16 protein-coding genes are annotated in these 19,202 nt (G+C 60.2%); 9 read left to right on the forward strand and 7 right to left on the reverse strand.

Annotation, left to right across the window (positions count from 1 at the left end):
* The first annotated feature begins 7 nt into the window (after window positions 1–7).
* The 5 genes from AC07OG_RS13850 (at window position 8) to AC07OG_RS13870 (ending at window position 5,710) form a co-directional block, all read left to right on the forward strand.
* A complete protein-coding gene (locus tag AC07OG_RS13850) occupies window positions 8–649 on the forward strand; it encodes a tetratricopeptide repeat protein (RefSeq protein ID WP_495067280.1) in 642 nt (213 codons plus the stop codon).
* Entirely contained in the window at window positions 642–1,793 is a 1,152-nt protein-coding gene (gene bamB, locus AC07OG_RS13855) for an outer membrane protein assembly factor BamB (RefSeq protein WP_218424914.1), read from the forward strand. The genes AC07OG_RS13850 and bamB overlap by 8 nt, the downstream gene beginning before the upstream one ends.
* A 213-nt stretch (window positions 1,794–2,006) precedes the next feature.
* Window positions 2,007–3,476, forward strand: a complete 1,470-nt coding sequence (gene der, locus AC07OG_RS13860) for a ribosome biogenesis GTPase Der (RefSeq protein ID WP_060543116.1) — start codon at window positions 2,007–2,009, stop codon at window positions 3,474–3,476.
* 306 nt (window positions 3,477–3,782) lie between these two features.
* Window positions 3,783–4,931: a pyridoxal phosphate-dependent aminotransferase gene (locus AC07OG_RS13865; protein ID WP_495067281.1), complete on the forward strand. Its 1,149-nt coding sequence runs from the start codon at window positions 3,783–3,785 to the stop codon at window positions 4,929–4,931.
* The gene (locus AC07OG_RS13870) at window positions 4,919–5,710 is read left to right on the forward strand and encodes an amidohydrolase (RefSeq protein ID WP_060543118.1); all 792 of its coding nucleotides are present in this window, start codon (window positions 4,919–4,921) and stop codon (window positions 5,708–5,710) included. Before AC07OG_RS13865 ends, AC07OG_RS13870 begins: the two co-directional genes overlap by 13 nt.
* Before the next feature lie 189 nt (window positions 5,711–5,899).
* Here AC07OG_RS13870 and leuA read toward each other — a convergent pair whose 3' ends face one another.
* The 4 genes from leuA to AC07OG_RS13890 all read right to left on the reverse strand — a co-directional run bounded on the left by leuA (window position 5,900) and on the right by AC07OG_RS13890 (window position 11,219).
* Entirely contained in the window at window positions 5,900–7,579 is a 1,680-nt protein-coding gene (gene leuA / locus AC07OG_RS13875) for a 2-isopropylmalate synthase (RefSeq protein WP_218424912.1), read from the reverse strand.
* Window positions 7,580–8,081: 502 nt separating this feature from the next.
* Window positions 8,082–8,903, reverse strand: a complete 822-nt coding sequence (locus AC07OG_RS13880) for a peptidoglycan DD-metalloendopeptidase family protein (protein ID WP_495067282.1) — start codon at window positions 8,901–8,903, stop codon at window positions 8,082–8,084.
* A gap of 3 nt (window positions 8,904–8,906) precedes the next feature.
* Entirely contained in the window at window positions 8,907–10,286 is a 1,380-nt protein-coding gene (gene xseA, locus AC07OG_RS13885) for an exodeoxyribonuclease VII large subunit (RefSeq protein ID WP_495067283.1), read from the reverse strand.
* Window positions 10,287–10,328: 42 nt separating this feature from the next.
* A complete protein-coding gene (locus tag AC07OG_RS13890; RefSeq protein WP_495067327.1) occupies window positions 10,329–11,219 on the reverse strand; it encodes a LysR family transcriptional regulator in 891 nt (296 codons plus the stop codon).
* A gap of 99 nt (window positions 11,220–11,318) precedes the next feature.
* Here AC07OG_RS13890 and AC07OG_RS13895 point away from each other — a divergent pair, with 99 nt between their 5' ends.
* Entirely contained in the window at window positions 11,319–12,086 is a 768-nt protein-coding gene (locus AC07OG_RS13895; RefSeq protein ID WP_495067284.1) for a sulfite exporter TauE/SafE family protein, read from the forward strand.
* A 193-nt stretch (window positions 12,087–12,279) separates the two neighbouring features.
* Here AC07OG_RS13895 and AC07OG_RS13900 read toward each other — a convergent pair whose 3' ends face one another.
* The 3 genes from AC07OG_RS13900 to AC07OG_RS13910 are packed head-to-tail and all read right to left on the reverse strand — an operon-like array spanning window position 12,280 to window position 14,663.
* Window positions 12,280–12,675, reverse strand: a complete 396-nt coding sequence (locus AC07OG_RS13900; protein WP_060543124.1) for a hypothetical protein — start codon at window positions 12,673–12,675, stop codon at window positions 12,280–12,282.
* Window positions 12,676–12,683: 8 nt separating this feature from the next.
* The gene (locus tag AC07OG_RS13905; protein WP_495067285.1) at window positions 12,684–13,112 is read right to left on the reverse strand and encodes a DNA polymerase III subunit chi; all 429 of its coding nucleotides are present in this window, start codon (window positions 13,110–13,112) and stop codon (window positions 12,684–12,686) included.
* Between the two features lie 60 nt (window positions 13,113–13,172).
* Window positions 13,173–14,663 carry a leucyl aminopeptidase gene (locus tag AC07OG_RS13910; protein ID WP_218424906.1) on the reverse strand — a complete coding sequence of 497 codons (1,491 nt, stop codon included), beginning with the start codon at window positions 14,661–14,663 and terminating at the stop codon, window positions 13,173–13,175.
* 393 nt (window positions 14,664–15,056) lie between these two features.
* On the opposite strand from AC07OG_RS13910, the gene lptF reads away from it, so the two are divergent.
* From lptF to lepA, 3 genes are all read left to right on the forward strand, one after another.
* On the forward strand, window positions 15,057–16,175 hold the full coding sequence (lptF, locus tag AC07OG_RS13915) for an LPS export ABC transporter permease LptF (RefSeq protein ID WP_060543127.1): 1,119 nt from the start codon (window positions 15,057–15,059) through the stop codon (window positions 16,173–16,175).
* A complete protein-coding gene (gene lptG, locus AC07OG_RS13920) occupies window positions 16,168–17,229 on the forward strand; it encodes an LPS export ABC transporter permease LptG (RefSeq protein ID WP_495067286.1) in 1,062 nt (353 codons plus the stop codon). The genes lptF and lptG overlap by 8 nt, the downstream gene beginning before the upstream one ends.
* Window positions 17,230–17,400: 171 nt before the next feature.
* Entirely contained in the window at window positions 17,401–19,200 is a 1,800-nt protein-coding gene (gene lepA / locus AC07OG_RS13925) for a translation elongation factor 4 (RefSeq protein WP_060543129.1), read from the forward strand.
* Window positions 19,201–19,202: the final 2 nt, after the last annotated feature.

Genomic DNA, 19,202 nt, shown 5'->3' on the forward strand with positions numbered 1-19,202 from the left:
TATTGGGGTGTCGAGTACCGAAGACGAACATCTGGCGGATTTGAAGGATTGGTGGTCACGCAACGGCAAGCCCCTGGTCACTGGCGGCCTGTTGGCGCTGGTCATCGTGTTCGGCTGGCAGGCGTTCCACAAGTATCAGAACAATCAGGCGCAAGGCGCTTCGATTCTCTATCAGCAATTGCTGGAAACCACGCTGACGCCTGACGGCAAGCCTGATGCAGCGCGCGTCGCCGATCTGGCCGGTAAGCTCAACGCCGAATTCGGCGGCAGTGCCTACGCGCAATACGGCAGCCTGTTCGTGGCCAAGGTCGCGGTCGACAGCGGCAAGCTGGACGACGCTGTCAGCCAGCTCAAAGCCATTGCCGACAAACCGGCCAACCCGGCGCTGGGCGAAATTGCCCGTCAGCGTCTGGCCCAGGTGCTGGGTGCCCAGAACAAGGCGGATGAAGCCCTGAAACTGCTCGAAGGCGATGCCGACAAGGCATTCCTGGCCACTCGTGAAGAACTCAAGGGCGACCTGCTGGTGCAGTTGGGTCGTACCGAAGAAGCGAATGCGGCGTATCAAAAAGCCAAGGCGGCACTGTCGGATGAAGCGGCGGTCGGTGGCCTGCAAATCAAGCTGGACGATCTGGCCAAAGGGGATGCGTGACGTGATCCGTTGGAAACATGCAGCACTGCTGGCCCTGGCCATTTTGGCCGCGGGTTGCAGCAGCAACAGCAAAAAAGAACTGCCTCCGGCCGAGTTGACTGACTTCAAGGAAGAAGTGGTTCTGCACAAGCAGTGGAGTCGTTCGATCGGTGACGGTCAGGGCGAAACCTACAACATGCTGGTGCCGGCAATCGATGGCGAAACCATCTATGCCGCCGACGTCACCGGTGTGGTGATGGCGATGGATCGCAGCAATGGCGACGTCAAGTGGAAGAAAGATCTCGAACTGCCTGTGTCCGGCGCCGTTGGCGTGGGTTACGGTCTGGTCATGATCGGTACGCTGCAGGGCGAAATCGTTGCCCTGGACGCCATCAACGGTGAAGAGAAATGGCGCGCTCGCGTGTCCAGCGAAGTACTCGCACCGCCGGCCAACAACGGTGACGTGGTCGTGGTTCAGACCCAGGACGACCGTCTGATCGGCCTGGATGCGTCCACCGGTGATCGTCGCTGGATCTATGACAGCACTCCAGCGGTACTGACCCTGCGTGGCACCAGTGCGCCGATCGTGACCAACCGCCTCGCGGTGGCTGGCCTGTCGACCGGTAAAGTGGTTGCTTTGGATATCTCCAACGGCGTGCCGGTGTGGGAACAGCGTGTTGCGATCCCGCAAGGTCGTTCGGAGCTGGAGCGTGTGGTCGATATCGACGGCGGCTTGCTGCTGTCCGGCGGTACCTTGTACGTTGCCAGCTACCAGGGGCGCGTTGCGGCACTGGACCTGGAAAGCGGTCGCCAGCTCTGGCAGCGTGATGCTTCCAGCTATGCCGGTGTCGCCCAAGGGTTGGGCACCGTCTATGTGAGCCTGTCTTCGGGCACCGTTGAAGGCGTCGACGAGCGTTCCACCACAGCCTTGTGGAGCAACGACTCGCTGGCTCGCCGTCAACTGTCGGCTCCGGAAGTGTTTTCCAGCTATGTGGCAGTCGGTGACCTGGAAGGTTACCTGCACCTGCTGAGTCAGGTGGACGGTCGATTCGTCGGCCGCGAGCGCATCGACAGCGACGGCCTGCGTGCCCGTCCGCTGGTGGTGGGTGACACGATTTATGTGTATGGCAACAGCGGCAAACTGGAAGCCCTGACCATCAAGTAACGACTATGCTTGGGGTTTAACCCCAGGCAGCGGCTTTTCTGTAGGAGCGAGCAGGCTCGCGATGGACGTCAACGATAACGCTGGCAGTCCGATTAATCGCGGTGCCATGACGTTTCTCGCGAGCATGCTCGCTCCTACAGATTGCTGCCCGAGCACCAGCCGCTGCCTAGCAGCGGCTTTTGTATTTTCTGAAATAACGAAGTGGAGAGCCGCATGGTTCCCGTAATCGCCCTGGTGGGCCGACCGAACGTCGGCAAGTCCACCTTGTTCAACCGCCTGACCAGGACTCGCGACGCCATCGTCGGCGACCTGTCCGGTCTGACCCGTGATCGCCAATACGGTGAGGCCAAATGGCAAGGGCGTTCCTACATTCTGGTCGACACCGGTGGTATCTCCGGTGACGAGCACGGTATGGACGAAAAAATGGCCGAGCAGTCACTGCTGGCCATTGAAGAAGCGGATGTTGTGCTGTTCCTGGTAGATGCCAAGGCCGGTTTTACCGCCGCCGACCAGATGATCGCAGAGCATTTGCGCAAACGTAACAAGCGTTCCTACGTGGTTGCCAACAAGGTCGACAACATCGACCCTGAAATGGCCCGCGCCGAATTCGCTCCGTTGGGCATGGGCCACGCGATTCCGATCGCAGGTGCTCACGGTCGTGGCATCACCCAGATGCTGGAAATCGCCCTGAGCGACTTCCCGAAAGACGAAGAAGAGCCGGAAGAAGGCGAGGAAGAGATCGTTGCCGAAGGCGAGGAAGCCAAGCGCATTCCTGGTCCGAGCGAAAAAGACGGGATCAAGATCGCGATCATTGGCCGTCCGAACGTCGGCAAGTCGACCCTGGTCAACCGTATGCTCGGTGAAGACCGGGTTATCGTGTACGACCAGCCGGGCACCACCCGCGACAGTATCTACATCCCGTTCGAGCGTAACGAAGAGAAGTACACGCTGATCGACACCGCCGGTGTGCGCAAGCGCGGCAAGATCCACGAAGAAGTCGAAAAATTCTCCGTGGTCAAAACCCTGCAAGCGATCAAAGACGCCAACGTGGTGATCTTCGTGATGGACGCCCGCGAAGGCGTGGTGGATCACGACCTCAACCTGTTGGGCTTTGCCATTGAGTCGGGTCGTGCGCTGGTTATCGCGATCAACAAGTGGGACGGCATGACGCCGAGCGAGCGCGACTTCGTCAAGGTCGAGCTGCAGCGTCGTCTGTTCTTCGTTGACTACGCCGACATCCACTTCATCTCGGCCCTGCACGGCACTGGCGTGGGTAACCTCTACGCATCCGTACAGAACTCGTTCAAGTCTGCGGTCACCCGCTGGCCGACCAACCGCCTGACCCAGATTCTGGAAGACGCTGTCGGTGAGCACGCGCCACCGATGGTCAACAATCGCCGGATCAAACTGCGTTATGCCCACCTGGGTGGCGCGAACCCGCCGATCATCGTGATTCACGGTAACCAGATCGAGAAGGTGCCGAAGTCTTACGTGCGTTACCTGGAAAACACTTACCGTCGTGTGTTGAAGCTGGTCGGTACGCCGATCCGCATCGAGTTCAAGGGCGGCGAAAACCCGTACGAAGGCAACAAGAACTCGCTGACCGACCGCCAGGTCAACAAGAAGCGTCGCTTGATGTCGCACCACAAGAAGGCCGACAAGAAGCGCCGCGACAAGCGCTGATTCAAGACCCGCACTCCATTTTTGTGGTGGGGGGGATTGTGGCGAGGGGGCTTGTCGGACCGCCGCATCGCCCCGTTCGGCTGCGAAGCAGTCGTAAAACCTGCAATGCGGTTTTTTGACAGACCGCGTGGATGGTTTCAGGGCGGCTACGCCACCCAACGGGGGCAAGCCCCCTCGCCACAAGGTTATGTGTTGATCATCAGAAGGAGGGCGCCGGTTGGCGCCCTTTTTTTATGGGCGCCGGATGGGCTATCCTCGAACTCCCCCGCGCCGCCGTAGAGCCGGGTGTAGAGCAGGGAACCACCGATGATCACCAGTAAGCTGCCGAATGTCGGCATCACCATCTTCACTCAGATGTCTCAGCTCGCGGCGCAAACCGGCGCGCTCAATCTGTCCCAGGGTTTCCCCGATTTCGACGCTCCGCAGGCCCTGTGCGATGCGGTAGGCCGGCACATTGCCAACGGCCATAACCAGTATTCGCCAATGACCGGTTTGCCAGCGTTGCGTCAGCAAGTGGCGGCGAAGATCGCGCGCAGCTATGGCGTCAATGTCGATGCCGACAACGAGGTGACGATAACCCCCGGCGCTACCCAGGCGATCTTCTGTGCGATCCAGGCGGTTATCCACAGCGGCGACGAAGTGATCGTGTTCGACCCTTGCTACGACAGTTACGAACCGGCGACTGAACTGGCAGGCGGGCGTTGCGTGCATGTGCAGCTCGGGCTCGATGATTTTTCCATCGACTTCCAGAAACTCGCTGATGCGATTACCCCGCGCACGCGGATGATTGTTCTCAACTCGCCGCACAACCCGAGCGGCGCGCTGATCAGCCGTGCCGAGCTGGATCAGTTGGCGGATCTGATTCGTGATCGCGACATCTATATCCTCAGCGACGAAGTCTACGAGCACCTGGTATTCGACGGCGTACCTCACGTCAGCGTGCTGAATCACCAAGAGCTGTATCAGCGTGCTTTCGTTGTCAGTTCCTTCGGCAAGACCTATCACGTCACCGGCTGGAAAACCGGCTACGTCGTCGCCCCACCGGCGCTGACGGCGGAGCTGCGCAAGGTGCATCAGTACGTCAGCTTCTGCGGCGTGACCCCGCTGCAATACGCCCTGGCCGATTTCATGGCCGAGCAGCCACAGCATGTCGAAGAGTTGCCGGACTTCTATCAGGCCAAACGCGATCTGTTCTGCGATCTGCTGGCGCCGTCGCGCTTCAAATTCACCCGTGTGACCGGCACCTACTTCCAACTGGTCGATTACTCGCAGATCCGTCCGGACCTCAATGATGTCGAGATGGCGCTGTGGATGACCCGCGAACACGGGGTGGCGAGCATTCCGATCTCGGTGTTCTACCAGACCCCGCCCGAAGGCCAGCGCCTGGTGCGGTTGTGCTTCGCCAAGCGCGAGGAGACCCTGCGAGAAGCGGCGGAAAAACTATGCGTGATCTGAGTGCGTTACCCAACCTGACGGTCGCGTTGATCCAGACTTCCCTGGCCTGGCATGACCGCCAGGCCAACCTGGAGCATTTCGAGCCCCTGCTGGATGAGGCTCGTGGCGCGGACTTGATCATCCTGCCAGAGATGTTCACCACCGGTTTCTCCATGGAATCCGAGACCCTCGCCGAGGCGGAAAACGGCCCCACCAGCAAATGGCTGCGGGCCCAGGCGCTAAGGCTCGATGCGGTGATCACCGGCAGTGTCATCATTCAGGCCGCCGACGGCAGTCATCGTAATCGCCTGTTGTGGGCGCGCCCGGACGGCGAGGTGCTGCATTACGACAAGCGCCATCTGTTTCGCATGGCCGGCGAGCATAACCATTACACCCCCGGCGAGCGTCAGGTGCAGTTCGAGCTCAAGGGCTGGCGTGTACGCCCGCTGATCTGCTACGACCTGCGCTTCCCGGTGTGGAGTCGCGATGCCCAGGACACCGACCTGTTGCTGTACACCGCGAACTGGCCGGGCGCACGACGCCAGCACTGGAACCGCCTGTTGCCGGCACGGGCGATCGAGAACCTGTGCTATGTGGCGGCGGTCAATCGCATAGGCACTGACGGCAAGGGTTTTGCCTATACCGGCGACAGTCAGGTCCTGGATTTCCAGGGTGAGACTTTGCTCGGTGCCGGTGAGGCGGACGGGGTGTTCACTGTGGTGCTGAATGCGGCGGAGTTGGCGGCGTATCGCACGCGGTTTCCGGCGAACCTGGATGCCGATACCTTCGAGTTCACCTGATATTTTCACTGCCTGACAGGACCCCATCGCCAGCAGGCTGGCTCCCACAGTGGGCGGTGTTCACAACACAATACCCCTGTGGGAGCCAGCCTGCTGGCGATGGCGCCAGAACAGGCAACACAAAAATCCCAGACAAACAAAAAGGCCCCGAGATTCACATCCCGGGGCCTTTTGTGTTTCAGCGATGGCTTACGCCGCTTTAGCTTCCGGCTGGCTCAGCGAACGATTCAGCGCGCTGAACAGAGCCTTGAAGCTGGCGGTGGTGATATTTTCATCGATACCCACGCCGTGGACCGCGCGTTCACCGTTCACCCGCAGTTCAATGTAGGCCGCAGCCTTGGCATTGGTCCCGGCACCGATCGCGTGCTCGTTGTAGTCCATGATTTCCACCGGGATCGGCAGGCCGGCCACCAGGGCTTCCAGGGCGCCGTTGCCCTTGCCGCGCCAGTGCAGGTTGGTCTCGCCCTGGCCTTTGCCGGCGACTTCGACTTCGACGGCACTGTTGCCGTTTTCTTCCTGAAGGCGGTGGCTGACCAGCGCGTACGGGGTGTTTGCCTGCAAGTATTCGCTGTGCAGCAGTGCGTGGATCTGCTGGGCGGTCATCTCAAGGCCCAGGCGATCGGTTTCACGCTGCACGACCTGGCTGAACTCGATCTGCATGCGGCGCGGCAAGTTGATGCCGTATTCCTGTTCCAGCAGATAAGCGATGCCGCCCTTGCCCGACTGGCTGTTGACGCGGATCACTGCCTCGTAGCTGCGGCCAATGTCGGCCGGGTCGATCGGCAGGTACGGCACTTCCCACAGTGCATCCGGTTTCTGCTGGGCGAAGCCCTTGCGGATTGCATCCTGGTGCGAGCCGGAGAACGCGGTATGGACCAGGTCGCCAACGTACGGGTGACGCGGGTGCACCTGGATCTGGTTGCACTCTTCGACGACTTTGCGCACGCCGTCGATATCGGAGAAGTCCAGTTCAGGATGAACGCCCTGGGTGTAGAGGTTCAGCGCCACGGTCACCAGGTCAACGTTGCCGGTACGCTCGCCGTTGCCGAACAGGCAGCCTTCGACACGGTCAGCGCCGGCCATCAGGCCCAACTCGGTGGCGGCCACGCCGGTGCCACGGTCGTTGTGGGTGTGCAGGCTGATGATCACGCTGTCACGACGGTTGATGTGACGGCCGAACCACTCGATCTGGTCGGCATAAATGTTCGGGGTCGCGCATTCGACGGTGGCCGGCAGGTTGAGGATCATCTTGTGCTCGGGCGTCGGGTTCCAGACTTCGATCACCGCGTCGCAGACTTCCTTGGCGAACTCAAGCTCGGTGGCGCTGAAGGTTTCCGGCGAGTACTCGAAAGTCCACTGGGTTTCCGGCTGCTGGGCGGCGTATTTGACGAACAGCTTGGCCGCGCTGACGGCGATTTCCTTGATCCCGTCCTTGTCCTGGTTGAAGACAATGCGGCGGAAGGAAGGGGAGGTTGCGTTGTACAGGTGAACGATGGCTTTCTTCGCGCCACGCAGGGATTCGAAGGTGCGCGCGATCAGGTCTTCACGGCCCTGGGTCAGCACCTGGATGGTGGTGTCGTCCGGGATGTGGTTGCCTTCGATCAGGGTACGCACGAAGTCGAAGTCGGTTTGCGAGGCGGCCGGGAACGAAGCTTCGATTTCCTTCACGCCGACTTGCACCAGGGTTTTCCAGAAGCGCAGCTTCTTGACCGCGTCCATCGGCTCGATCAGCGACTGGTTGCCATCGCGCAGGTCGGAACTGCACCAGATTGGCGCGGCAGTGATGGTTTTCGATGGCCAGGTGCGGTCCGGGATATCGATGGTCGGGAACGCGCGGTATTTCGAAGACGGGTCTTTGAGCATGCTCATCGGGTAATCCTTATTGTGTGGGCCGAAAAAAGGCGGCCTGCCGGTGGATCAAATGTTCTTGGAATAACGCTTGGGACGAGGCACTGCGATTCAGCCCGGTAGTCGTGCGCTGACAAGGCACAGGCTGCGGTGCTGACGAAGCTGAATGAGGGTGTGAGAGGTTTTCATGCCTTCAACCCTAACCGCCGTGGTTGAGGATGGCAAGCAGTCGAAAAAAATTGAGAGGAATTCTCGTGGGCGAGTGTTTATCGCGATTTTATTGCTTCAATTTTATGCGATTGTTGTGTTGTTTGCGCTAGGTTTGAGTGGTGCGCAATTAAGAAAAAGGGGATTCAGGTCGGCGAGGCTGGGGGAACCTTGGATTTATCGGGTGATTCGACTGCCGTCTTCGCGGGCAAGCCCGCTCCCACAGTGGGCGATGGTGTTCATGGAATTTATGTACGCCTCCAGTCCCTGTGGGAGCGGGCTTGCCCGCGATCAGGCCATCAGTCTCACTAGAGAGTTAAGGCTGGAACGCCCCAATGAAAATCGCCGGATCCACCCGCGCATCATTCAGGCTGATATTCCAATGCATATGCGGCCCGGTTGCCCGGCCGGTCGCACCGACTTTCCCCACCACGCCGCCACGGGCCAGTTGCTGGCCGACCTTCACGTCAATCTTCGACATGTGGCAGAACATGCTGATAAAGCCCTGGCCGTGGTCAACAAATACCGTGTTGCCATTGAAGAAGTAATTGCCGATCAGAATCACCTTGCCGGCGGCCGGGGTCTTGATCGGTGTGCCAGCGCCCACGGCGAAATCCAGGCCAGAGTGAGGGTTGCGCTCTTCACCGTTGAAGAAACGGCGCACGCCGAACTTGCTCGACAGCGGGCCGTTGACCGGTTTGTCGAGCAACAGGTTGCTTGGGGTGTTCGGGCTGAAGGTGCGATAAGCGGCAATCTGCTCCGCCAATTCGCGCTCGATGCGCTTGAGGTTCTCCGGGTCAGGATTGACCTGCTGAGTGTTTTTCAGGGTGATGCGCTGTTCCGGGTATTTCTTGGCTCCGACCGTGAAACTCAGGTTGCGACCGCCGCTGCTGATGGACTGGGCACCCGGCTTGACCGTCAGCGGTACGCCGACAATCGCCAGCCAGTTGTTCTGTTCCTTGACCACCAGCACCGGTTTGCCCTGGTAGCTGGCTTTCGGCGCTTGCACGGACGCGCCCAAGTCCACGACGGCCACGCCGCCCGGCACCGGCTTGTTCAACAGGCGGGTGATGTAGCTGTCAGCATGGGCGTTGAAGGTCAGGCACAGCAGTAGCAACGAAGCAAAAAAACGCGGCATGGATCAGTCCAGTAAAGAGAGGGTGACGGGCGTCAGGTGATTGTCTTCGACCCGCACCTGCAGTTCGCCGTCACCCAGCTTGGCCTTAAGGCGTTGGCCGGTATGAGTTTGGCCGGCGTTGCGGATTACGTTGCCGCGCTCGTCGAGCAAAATGCTGTAGCCACGGCCGAGGGTCGCCAGAGGGCTGACCACGTGCAACGTCTGCATCTGGCTTTGCAGTTGCAGGCGGCGGCTTTTCAAGCCCTCGCGGATAGCGCGGGGCAGGCGTTCGGCAAGGCTGTCGAGGCGTTGACGCAGCATCGCCAGTTGCCGACCGGGATGTTGCCCGGCCAGGCGGGTTTCGAGACGGATCAGCCGCTCGCGACGGGTGTTGAGACTGCGCTCGAAGGCGCGCCGCATACGCATGTCCAGATCGTCCAGGCGTTGTGCTTGCTGGCGCAGGCGTTCGCCCGGATGACGCAATCGACGCGAGATACCTTCCAGGCGCAGGCGATCGCGCATCAGGCGATCGCGCATGCGCATTACCAGGCGCCGGTGCAAGTTTTCGACCCGGCGTACCAGATCGCTGGAGTCCGGAGCCAGCAGTTCGGCGGCGGCGGAGGGCGTTGGCGCGCGTACGTCGGCTACGAAGTCACTGATTGAAACATCGGTTTCATGGCCGACGGCGCTGACGATCGGAGTCACGCAGGCATCCACGGCACGGGCCACGGTTTCCTCGTTGAAGCACCAGAGGTCTTCCAGGGAGCCGCCGCCCCGGGCCAGGATCAGTGCGTCAAAGCCACGGGCGTCGGCCAGCTTCAGGGCGCGGACAATCTGTGCGGTGGCTTCGCGCCCCTGTACGGCAGTGGGAATCAGCGTCAACTGCACCTGCGGTGCCCGGCGGCGGAACACGCTGATGATGTCGCGGATCACGGCGCCGGTGGGCGAGCTGATGATGCCGATGCGTTGCGGATGTGCCGGCAGCGGCACCTTGCGCTCGGCACTGAACAAACCTTCGGCGCTGAGCTTTTCCTTCAGCGCCTCGAAGGCCAGGCGCAACGCGCCGTCGCCAGCTGGCTCCACGGTATCGAGGATCAGTTGGTAATCGCCGCGGCCCTCGAACAACGAGACCTTGCCGCGCACCTTGACCGCCAGGCCGTCTTTCAACGCCTGGCGAACCCGTGCCGCGTTCTGCCGGAACAGCGCGCAACGCACCTGGGCGCCGCTGTCCTTGAGGGTGAAGTAGACATGGCCGGACGCCGGGCGGGCGAGGTTGGAGATTTCACCTTCGACCCAGATATTGCTGAACACGTCTTCGAGCAGCACCCGCGCGCGGCCGTTGAGCTGGCTGACGGTCAGGACCTCGCGGTCGAGGCCGAGTCTTGCAAAGGGATCTTTAATCATGGGGCGCAGTTTAAAGGCATTTTCCAAGTGAATGCACGATCCCTATATGACCAAATGATCGATGAACTGTTGAACCAGCGTCGTTGGGTGTTTGCGGTATGCCAAGGCGACGCTGCTATGGCTGTCGGGGTCTGCCAGTGGCAGGAAATGGACGTCGGGTGGCGCAATGTCCTGCATTGATTCCGGCAAAAGGGCGATACCAAATCCCGCCTGGATTAATTGCAGTTGCGTGGTTTTACGCGACATCACCCGAGCTGCTTTGGGAAAGAAACCCTGGCGCATGCACAACTGGGCAGACAGGTAGCTAAGCCCTCCTCGTTGGGGGTGAGGGATAGAAATAAACTCTTCGTCACGCAACTGTCCCAGGTTGATTGGCTGCCCGGGTATGTCCCCGGCCAACCAGTGATCGGGCGGAACTGCCACCAGCAAAGGCTCCTCGTAAAGCACCTCAATCTGTATTTCTTCGCACTGGCGGAGCACCGGCAAACGCAATAGACCGATATCCAGTCGACCGTCTGCCAATTCTTGCAGTTGCGCTTCGGAAGACAACTGAGCGATGTCCATGGATACACCGGGATGATGTTCAAGATAATCGCTGACACTGCGTAACAGTCGGCCGCTCATGGGCACCGTGCTGGAATGACTCAGGCGTAAGGTACCGGTTTGGCCACTACCGATCTTGGTGGCCATTTCGCTGGCCTTGATCAGTTCGCTCAACAGATTTTTGGCTCGGGGTAAAAAAGCTTCCCCCGCAGGTGTGAGCTGGGGTCTGCGTGCAGTACGTTCAAAGAGCGGGGTTTGCAGGTGCGCTTCCATGTCCTTGATTTGTCGACTCAGCGCCGACTGGGCGATGAACAGACGCTCGGCTGCGGCCCCAAAACTGCCGCACTCAGCGATTTCTACGAAGTAACGCAGTTGCCGGATTGAAAGCACAAGAGATGCCTTTTTGAGATGGGTGGGTGGCTTTGATGATATTAGTCGCAACGCTCGGCGATGGCTAAAGTCAGCGAACTTAAATAGAGGAACGCTGCAATGAGCGTATTGACGTTGCTGGGGCAATGGCCGTTCGGCGCCATGGACTGGCTGATCATCGGGGCGGGCATCGCCCTGGCTTACATCGTGTTTGGCATTGCCGGATTCGGCACCGCGCTGGTGGCCGGGCCGATTCTGATTCTGTTTATGCCGCTGTCGAAGATCGTACCGCTGCTGGTGTTGCTGGATTTCGTCGCGGCTTTCGGCAATCTGCTGCCTTCGCGGCGTGATGTGGCCAGGCCGGAGTTGCTGCGTTTGCTGCCGTGCATGGCGGTGGGCTGCACTCTGGGGGTGATTTTCCTGCTGAATCTCAAGTCGGATTTGTTGCTGCTGTTGATGGGGCTGTTTATCAGCGCCTATGCGATCTACAGCCTGGGTGTCAAAACCCGGCCGACGCAATTGTCCGCAGCATGGGCAGTGCCGATGGGTACGGTAGGCGGGATGTTTGGCGCGTTGTTCGGCAGTGGCGGTTTTTTGTATGCGATCTATCTGAACAGTCGTTTGTCCAAAGAGGCGGCGCGGGCGACCCAGAGTGCATTGATCAGTTGCAGCACCGTGGTGCGGTTGAGCCTGTTCGTGATAGCGGGTGTGTATGCCGATTTGCCGTTGCTGGCGCTGGCGTTGTGTCTGCTGCCGGCCATGGCGCTGGGGCTGTGGATCGGCCGACGGCTGACCATGAAGCTGTCGCGCGAGGCGTTCGTGCGCCTGGTGACCTGGCTGGTGCTGGCCAGCGGAATTGCCTTGATTGGGCGCTACTTGAGCACCTGAATACTATTTGTGGATAGGGGGCTTGCTGTGGCGAGGGGGCTTGTCGGACCGCGGCACCGCCCCGTTGGGTGGCGAAGCCACCCCGGTTTTGTTTCAGTCAGATCAGGGTGCCTGAGTTTGCGACTGCTTCGCAGCCGAGCGGGGGCAAGCCCCCTCGCCACAGTAAGCCCCTCACTACAGTAGTTGCGTTCTGTCAGTCGTTGTACTGACTCAACAACCGCTCCAGCCGCGCATTGAGGCGGCGCTTGATCTCGGTTTCTATGTGCGGGGCGAAATCGTCGATCACGTCTTGCATGATCAATTGCGCGGCCGCGCGCAGTTCGCTGTCCAGATGCAGCAGGGCATCGGGATTCTGGCTGGCACCTGGCGCAGGTGCCGGTGCGGCCTCTGGTGCCGGGGCTGTCGGTACGACCGGTTGCGGCGGTTCGGTGACCGCATCGAACAACATGGGAATCTGTTCCTGGTCGCTGTCCTCGACCGTGTCGGTCAGCAGGGGCGGTTGCAGGTTGTCATCGCCGAGCAACTGGCGGATCGACTCGAGGTCGTCCAGCAGGTGCGCAGACTGTTGCAGCGGTTTTGGAGTGTCCATCGGAATGCTCAGAGTCGCTGTAGACGGTGATCTTGCAGAGGATAGCCCTGTTCGCGGTAGAAACGGAAACTCTCCCGCGCGGCCTGGCGAATCGCCGGATCTTCCACCACCACTTCCGCCACGCGGGCGAAACGCTGGGCGAAGGCCGGGACTTTCAGGTCAAGGTTGACCAGCAGGTCCTGGTGCTGACCGCAGTCGTCCCCAAAGCCCAGGCTGATCAAGCCCTCTGGTTCGCTTTCGACGGGACCATGGGGCACGAAGCTTTCGCCCTTGAACGCCCACAGGCGTGCGTCGAGATCATCACGCTGGGTCGCGTCGCTGCAATGCAGGTAGATACGGTGGCCCATGCGCCAGGCTTTTTCGGTGAGCTTGCAGGCGAAATCGAGCCGCGCCGAAGGATCGGCGCTTGGCAGGATATAGAAGTCGACTTTGGTCATTGCGGTTCCTGAGCCCTGGGCGGCGTTGCTCGAACGCAACGCCGCCCAGGGTCATTGGTTTCAGGCTTTGGCGCGGTCCAGCAGGTACTGGGTCAGCAACGGAACCGGACGGCCAGTGGCGCCCTTGTCCTTGCCGCCACTGGTCCAGGCGGTGCCGGCGATGTCCAGGTGCGCCCAGTTCAGGTTCTTGGTGAAGCGCGACAGGAAGCAGGCGGCCGTGATGGTGCCGGCTTTCGGGCCGCCTATGTTGGCGATGTCGGCGAACGGGCTGTCCAGTTGCTCTTGGTACTCATCGAACAGCGGCAGTTGCCAGGCGCGGTCGTCGGCAGCCTTGCCGGCGCTGAGCAGTTGGCCGATCAGTTCGTCGTTATTGCCCAGCAGGCCCGACGTGTGGGAACCCAGGGCTACGATGCAGGCACCGGTCAGGGTGGCGATGTCGATCACCGCTTGTGGCTTGAAGCGCTCGGAGTAGGTCAGGGCGTCGCACAGCACCAGGCGGCCTTCGGCGTCGGTGTTGAGGATTTCCACGGTCTGGCCGCTCATGGTGGTGACGATGTCGCCCGGACGCGAAGCGTTGCCGCTCGGCATGTTCTCGGCGCAAGCCAGGATGCACACCAGGTTGATAGGCAGCTTCAGTTCGAGCACGGCACGCAGGGTACCGAACACGCTGGCGGCGCCGCCCATGTCGTACTTCATTTCATCCATGCCGGCGCCGGGTTTCAGGCTGATGCCGCCGGTGTCGAAAGTGATGCCTTTGCCGACCAGTGCGTATGGCTTCTCGGATTTCTTGCCGCCGTTGTATTGCATGACGATCAGGCGCGGTGGCTGGGCACTGCCCTGGCCCACGGCGTAGAAGGAACCCATGCCCAGGTCCTTGATCTTCTTCTCGTCGAGTACTTCGACTTTCAGTTCCTTGAACTCTTTGCCCAGGCTCTTGGCTTGCTCGCCGAGGAAGGTCGGGTGGCAGATGTTCGGCGGCAGGTTGCCCAGGTTGCGGGTGAAGGCCATGCCGTTGGCGATCGCGGTGCCATGATTCACGGCGCGCTGCACTTCGGCCTGAGCGGCCTTGATGGTCACCAGGGTAATTTTCTTCAGGGCGCGCGGTTCGGCTTTCTGGCTCTTGAACTGGTCGAAGCTGTACTCGCCGTCTACCAGGGTTTCCGCCAGCAGGCGAGTCTTGCCATAGCTGTCGCGGCCTTTGACCACGACTTCATCCAGTGCCAGCACCGCATCGCTGCCGCCCAGGCCCTTGAGGGTGTTGAGGATGCCGGCGATGATTTTGCGGAAGGGGCGGTCACCCAGTTCATCGTCCTTGCCTACGCCCACCAGCAACACGCGCTCGGCCTTGAGGTTCGGCAGACTGTGCAGCAACAGGCTCTGGCCGACTTTGCCGGCCAGGTCGCCACGCTTGAGCACGGCGCTGATTGCGCCGCCGCTCAGTTCGTCGATTTGCCGGGCAACGGCACCGAGCTTGCGGCCTTCGCTGACGGCCACTACCAGGGTGGCGGTTTTCAATGTTTCCGGGTTGACGCTTTTTACAACCAGTTCCATGTCCGGGTCCCTGCATTGTTGGTGAATGCGCAAGCGCCCGGCACTGGGTGTGCGTCGCTTGCTCATAAAATAGAAAGGCGCCAATGACTGTCGGCGACAAAGGCCGCAGTTTGAACCTCGCTACCGGCGCCTGACAACCCTCGGTTGTACTATTGTAGGAGCGAGCCTGCTCGCGAAGAACCCGAGACCGCCGCGGGGTTTCAGGTTCTACACATTATCGTTGGCGACATCTTGAGCAAGCTCGCGCCTGCGTCCGCACCAGTGCATTGCGCAGTGACAGGCGCGCTCAATCACAGGATAATGCGCAATCTTTTTCGGCGGCTCTGTCTTGTGGGCTGTCTGATACGTTTGCTTGTTTGGCCGCCTTAGCCTGACAACCCTGGAGTGTCTGGTTTGATTGTCTTCCGTTATTTATCCCGCGAAGTCCTGTTGACCTTGAGCGCCGTCAGCGCCGTGCTGCTGGTCATCATCATGAGTGGTCGCTTCATCAAATACCTCGCCCAGGCCGCTGCGGGCCTGCTGGATCCGGGCTCATTGTTCCTGATCATGGGGTTTCGTCTGCCCGGTTTCCTTCAGCTGATCCTGCCTCTGGGGCTGTTTCTCGGGATCCTGCTGTCTTATGGCCGGTTGTATCTTGAAAGTGAAATGACGGTGTTGTCGGCCACGGGCATGAGCCAGCAGCGCCTGTTTTGCATGACCCTGTTTCCAGCCACGCTGGTTGCACTGGTGGTGGCATGGTTGAGCCTGAGCCTGGCGCCGCAGGGGGCCAATCAGTTTCAGTTGCTGCTCAACAAGCAGGACGCCCTGACCGAGTTCGATACCCTGGAGCCGGGCCGCTTCCAGTCCCTGCGTGACGGCACCCGGGTGACCTACACCGAGACCTTGTCGGATGATCGCATCAACCTGGGCAGTGTCTTCATCTCGCAGAAAAACATCAGTTCCGACAAGAAAGACCGGGGCATTTCCGTACTGGTGGCTGAAAAGGGCCGTCAGGAAATCCGCCCTGACGGCAATCGCTACCTGATCCTCGACAACGGTTACCGTTATGACGGTAATCCCGGGCAGGCCGACTACCGGGCGATCAAGTACGAGGAGTACGGTGTCCTGCTGCCAAAACCGGATGTGAGCGACGAAGTCACCGATCGTGACGCGATGCCCACCAGTTCGCTGATTGGCAGCGATGACATTCGTTCCCACACTGAACTGCAATGGCGTCTGTCTCTGCCATTGCTGGTCTTCATCGTGACCTTGATGGCGGTGCCTCTGTCGCGGGTCAACCCGCGTCAGGGCCGATTCCTCAAGTTGCTGCCGGCGATTCTTCTTTATATGGCTTACCTGTCTATCCTGATTGCCGCTCGCGGCGCCCTGGAAAAGGGCAAGATCCCGACTTCGGTGGGGTTGTGGTGGGTGCACGGGATATTCCTGGCCATTGGCCTGGGCCTGCTCTACTGGGAAACCCTGTGCCTGAAGCTGGCGAGTCGTCGCAGCGCGCGGGAGGTGGCCCGTGGTTAAGCTCGATCGCTACATCGGTAGCAGCGTGTTCATGGCGATCCTGGCGGTACTGGGGATCATCCTCGGCCTGGCGACATTGTTTGCCTTCATTGACGAGATGAGCGAAGTCAGCGATTCCTACACCTTGGTCGATGTCCTGAGTTACGTAATGCTGACCGCACCGCGTCGTCTGTACGACATGCTGCCAATGGCGGCCTTGATCGGTTGCCTTATCGGCCTCGGCAGTCTGGCCAGCAACAGTGAATTGACCATCATGCGTGCCGCCGGCGTGTCGATCGGGCGAATCGTCTGGGCGGTCATGAAGCCCATGCTGGTGTTGATGCTGGTCGGTGTGTTGATCGGCGAGTATGTCGCGCCGGCCACCGAAACCGTGGCGCAGGCCAATCGCTCGCTGGCCCAGGGCAGTGGCGACGCACAAAGCGCCAGGCATGGCTTGTGGCACCGCCAGGGTGACGAGTTCATTCACGTCAACTCGGTGCAACCCAACGGTATCCTGTACGGCGTCACCCGCTATCGCTTCGATAACGAACGGCACATGTTGTCGGCGAGCTTCGCCAAGCGCGCGGAATTCGACACCGATCACTGGCAGTTGACGGATGTCACCACCACGCTGTTCCACGAAAAGCGTACGGAAGTGGTGACGGCGCCTGTCGAGCGCTGGGATGTTGCACTTAGCCCGCAGCTGCTGAGTACCGTGGTCATGGCGCCAGAGTCGTTGTCGATCAGCGGTCTCTGGGGTTACATCCACTATCTGGCAGACCAGGGGCTGAACAATGGCCGTTACTGGCTGGCATTTTGGGTCAAGGTGTTGCAGCCATTGGTCACTGCCGCCCTGGTGTTGATGGCGATCTCCTTCATCTTCGGTCCGCTGCGCTCGGTGACCCTCGGCCAGCGGGTGTTCACCGGTGTCCTGGTGGGCTTCACCTTCCGTATCGTCCAGGATTTGCTGGGCCCTTCGAGCCTGGTGTTCGGTTTCCCGCCATTGCTGGCGGTGCTGGTTCCGGCCGGTATCTGTGCCTTGGCCGGGCTCTGGATGTTGCGTCGCGCCGGTTGATCTGGGGCTTTTGCGCCCTCGTTGTCGATAAAAAAACGCCCCTGCCGCAAGGCCGGGGCGTTTTTGTATGTGCCGTCTGACCTGTGAACGTGACGCTGGCACCGTGGATCAGGTACAATTCGCGGCTATTTTTCGGCGGGCTATGCCTGCAGCCTTTTTGAGTGTTGATCCGTGAGTGATTTGAGTCATATCCGCAATTTCTCCATCATCGCCCACATTGACCATGGCAAGTCGACGCTGGCCGATCGCTTCATCCAGATGTGCGGCGGCCTGGCCGAGCGCGAAATGGAAGCCCAGGTCCTGGACTCCATGGATCTGGAGCGTGAGCGCGGGATCACCATCAAGGCGCACAGCGTTACTCTGTATTACAAAGCCCGCGATGGTATCAACTACCAGTTGAACTTCATTGACACCCCCGGCCACGTTGACTTCACCTATGAAGTCAGTCGTTCGCTGGCGGCCTGTGAAGGCGCGCTGCTGGTGGTCGACGCCGGTCAAGGTGTTGAAGCACAATCGGTTGCCAACTGCTACACGGCGATCGAGCAGGGTCTGGAAGTGATGCCGGTGCTGAACAAGATCGACCTGCCACAGGCCGATCCGGACCGTGTGAAGGAAGAAATCGAAAAAATCATCGGCATCGATGCCACCGACGCGGTCACTTGCAGTGCCAAGACCGGTCTGGGCGTCGATGAAGTGCTCGAACGCCTGGTCACCACCATTCCCGCGCCGACCGGCAACATCGAAGATCCGCTGCAAGCGTTGATCATCGACTCCTGGTTCGACAACTACCTGGGCGTTGTGTCCCTGGTGCGTGTACGCCACGGCCGCGTGAAGAAGGGCGACAAGATTCTGGTCAAGTCCACCGGCAAGATCCACCTGGTGGACAGCGTCGGTGTGTTCAACCCGAAACACACCGCCACCGTTGACCTGAAGGCTGGCGAAGTGGGCTTCATCATCGCCGGCATCAAGGACATTCACGGTGCGCCAGTGGGCGATACCCTGACCTTGAGCTCGACCCCGGACGTTGACGTACTGCCAGGTTTCAAACGCATTCAGCCGCAGGTCTACGCCGGCCTGTTCCCGGTCAGCTCCGACGACTTCGAAGACTTCCGTGAAGCGCTGCAAAAGCTCACCCTGAACGACTCGTCGCTGCAGTACACCCCGGAGAGCTCCGACGCCCTGGGCTTCGGCTTCCGTTGCGGCTTCCTCGGTATGCTGCACATGGAGATCATCCAGGAGCGCCTTGAGCGCGAGTACGACCTGGACCTGATTACCACCGCACCGACGGTAATCTTCGAGCTGCTGCTCAAGACCGGTGAGACGATCTACGTCGATAACCCGTCGAAACTGCCGGACCTGTCTTCGATCGAAGACATGCGTGAACCGATCGTGCGCGCCAACATTCTTGTGCCGCAAGAGCACCTGGGCAACGTCATTACCCTGTGCATCGAAAAACGTGGTGTGCAGGTCGACATGCTGTTCCTCGGCACTCAGGTCCAGGTGACCTACGACTTGCCGATGAACGAAGTGGTCCTGGACTTCTTCGATCGCCTGAAGTCAACCAGTCGCGGCTATGCTTCGCTGGACTACCACTTCGATCGTTACCAATCGGCTAGTCTGGTGAAACTGGATGTGCTGATCAACGGTGACAAGGTCGACGCCCTGGCGCTGATCGTTCACCGTGACAATGCGCACTACAAAGGTCGCCAGTTGACCGAGAAGATGAAAGAACTGATTCCGCGGCAGATGTTCGACGTGGCAATCCAGGCCGCCATTGGCGGGCAGATTGTGGCGCGTACAACCGTCAAGGCGCTCAGAAAGAACGTATTGGCCAAATGCTACGGCGGTGACGTCAGTCGTAAGAAGAAACTGCTGGAAAAGCAAAAGGCCGGTAAAAAACGCATGAAGCAGGTCGGCAACGTGGAAATTCCACAGGAAGCCTTCCTTGCAGTGCTCAGGTTGGATAGTTAGGT

The organism is Pseudomonas sp. GW821-FHT09H03 (assembly GCF_059415945.1).

What these genes read in the sequence shown, in the direction of transcription:
- bamB (WP_218424914.1), top strand. Translation starts at nt 642, where the DNA reads ATGCGTGACGTGATCCGTTGGAAACATGCAGCACTGCTGGCCCTGGCC.
- der (WP_060543116.1), top strand. Translation starts at nt 2,007, where the DNA reads ATGGTTCCCGTAATCGCCCTGGTGGGCCGACCGAACGTCGGCAAGTCC.
- AC07OG_RS13865 (WP_495067281.1), top strand. Translation starts at nt 3,783, where the DNA reads ATGATCACCAGTAAGCTGCCGAATGTCGGCATCACCATCTTCACTCAG.
- AC07OG_RS13870 (WP_060543118.1), top strand. Translation starts at nt 4,919, where the DNA reads ATGCGTGATCTGAGTGCGTTACCCAACCTGACGGTCGCGTTGATCCAG.
- leuA (WP_218424912.1), bottom strand. Translation starts at nt 7,579, where the DNA reads ATGAGCATGCTCAAAGACCCGTCTTCGAAATACCGCGCGTTCCCGACC.
- AC07OG_RS13880 (WP_495067282.1), bottom strand. Translation starts at nt 8,903, where the DNA reads ATGCCGCGTTTTTTTGCTTCGTTGCTACTGCTGTGCCTGACCTTCAAC.
- xseA (WP_495067283.1), bottom strand. Translation starts at nt 10,286, where the DNA reads ATGATTAAAGATCCCTTTGCAAGACTCGGCCTCGACCGCGAGGTCCTG.
- AC07OG_RS13895 (WP_495067284.1), top strand. Translation starts at nt 11,319, where the DNA reads ATGAGCGTATTGACGTTGCTGGGGCAATGGCCGTTCGGCGCCATGGAC.
- AC07OG_RS13900 (WP_060543124.1), bottom strand. Translation starts at nt 12,675, where the DNA reads ATGGACACTCCAAAACCGCTGCAACAGTCTGCGCACCTGCTGGACGAC.
- AC07OG_RS13905 (WP_495067285.1), bottom strand. Translation starts at nt 13,112, where the DNA reads ATGACCAAAGTCGACTTCTATATCCTGCCAAGCGCCGATCCTTCGGCG.
- AC07OG_RS13910 (WP_218424906.1), bottom strand. Translation starts at nt 14,663, where the DNA reads ATGGAACTGGTTGTAAAAAGCGTCAACCCGGAAACATTGAAAACCGCC.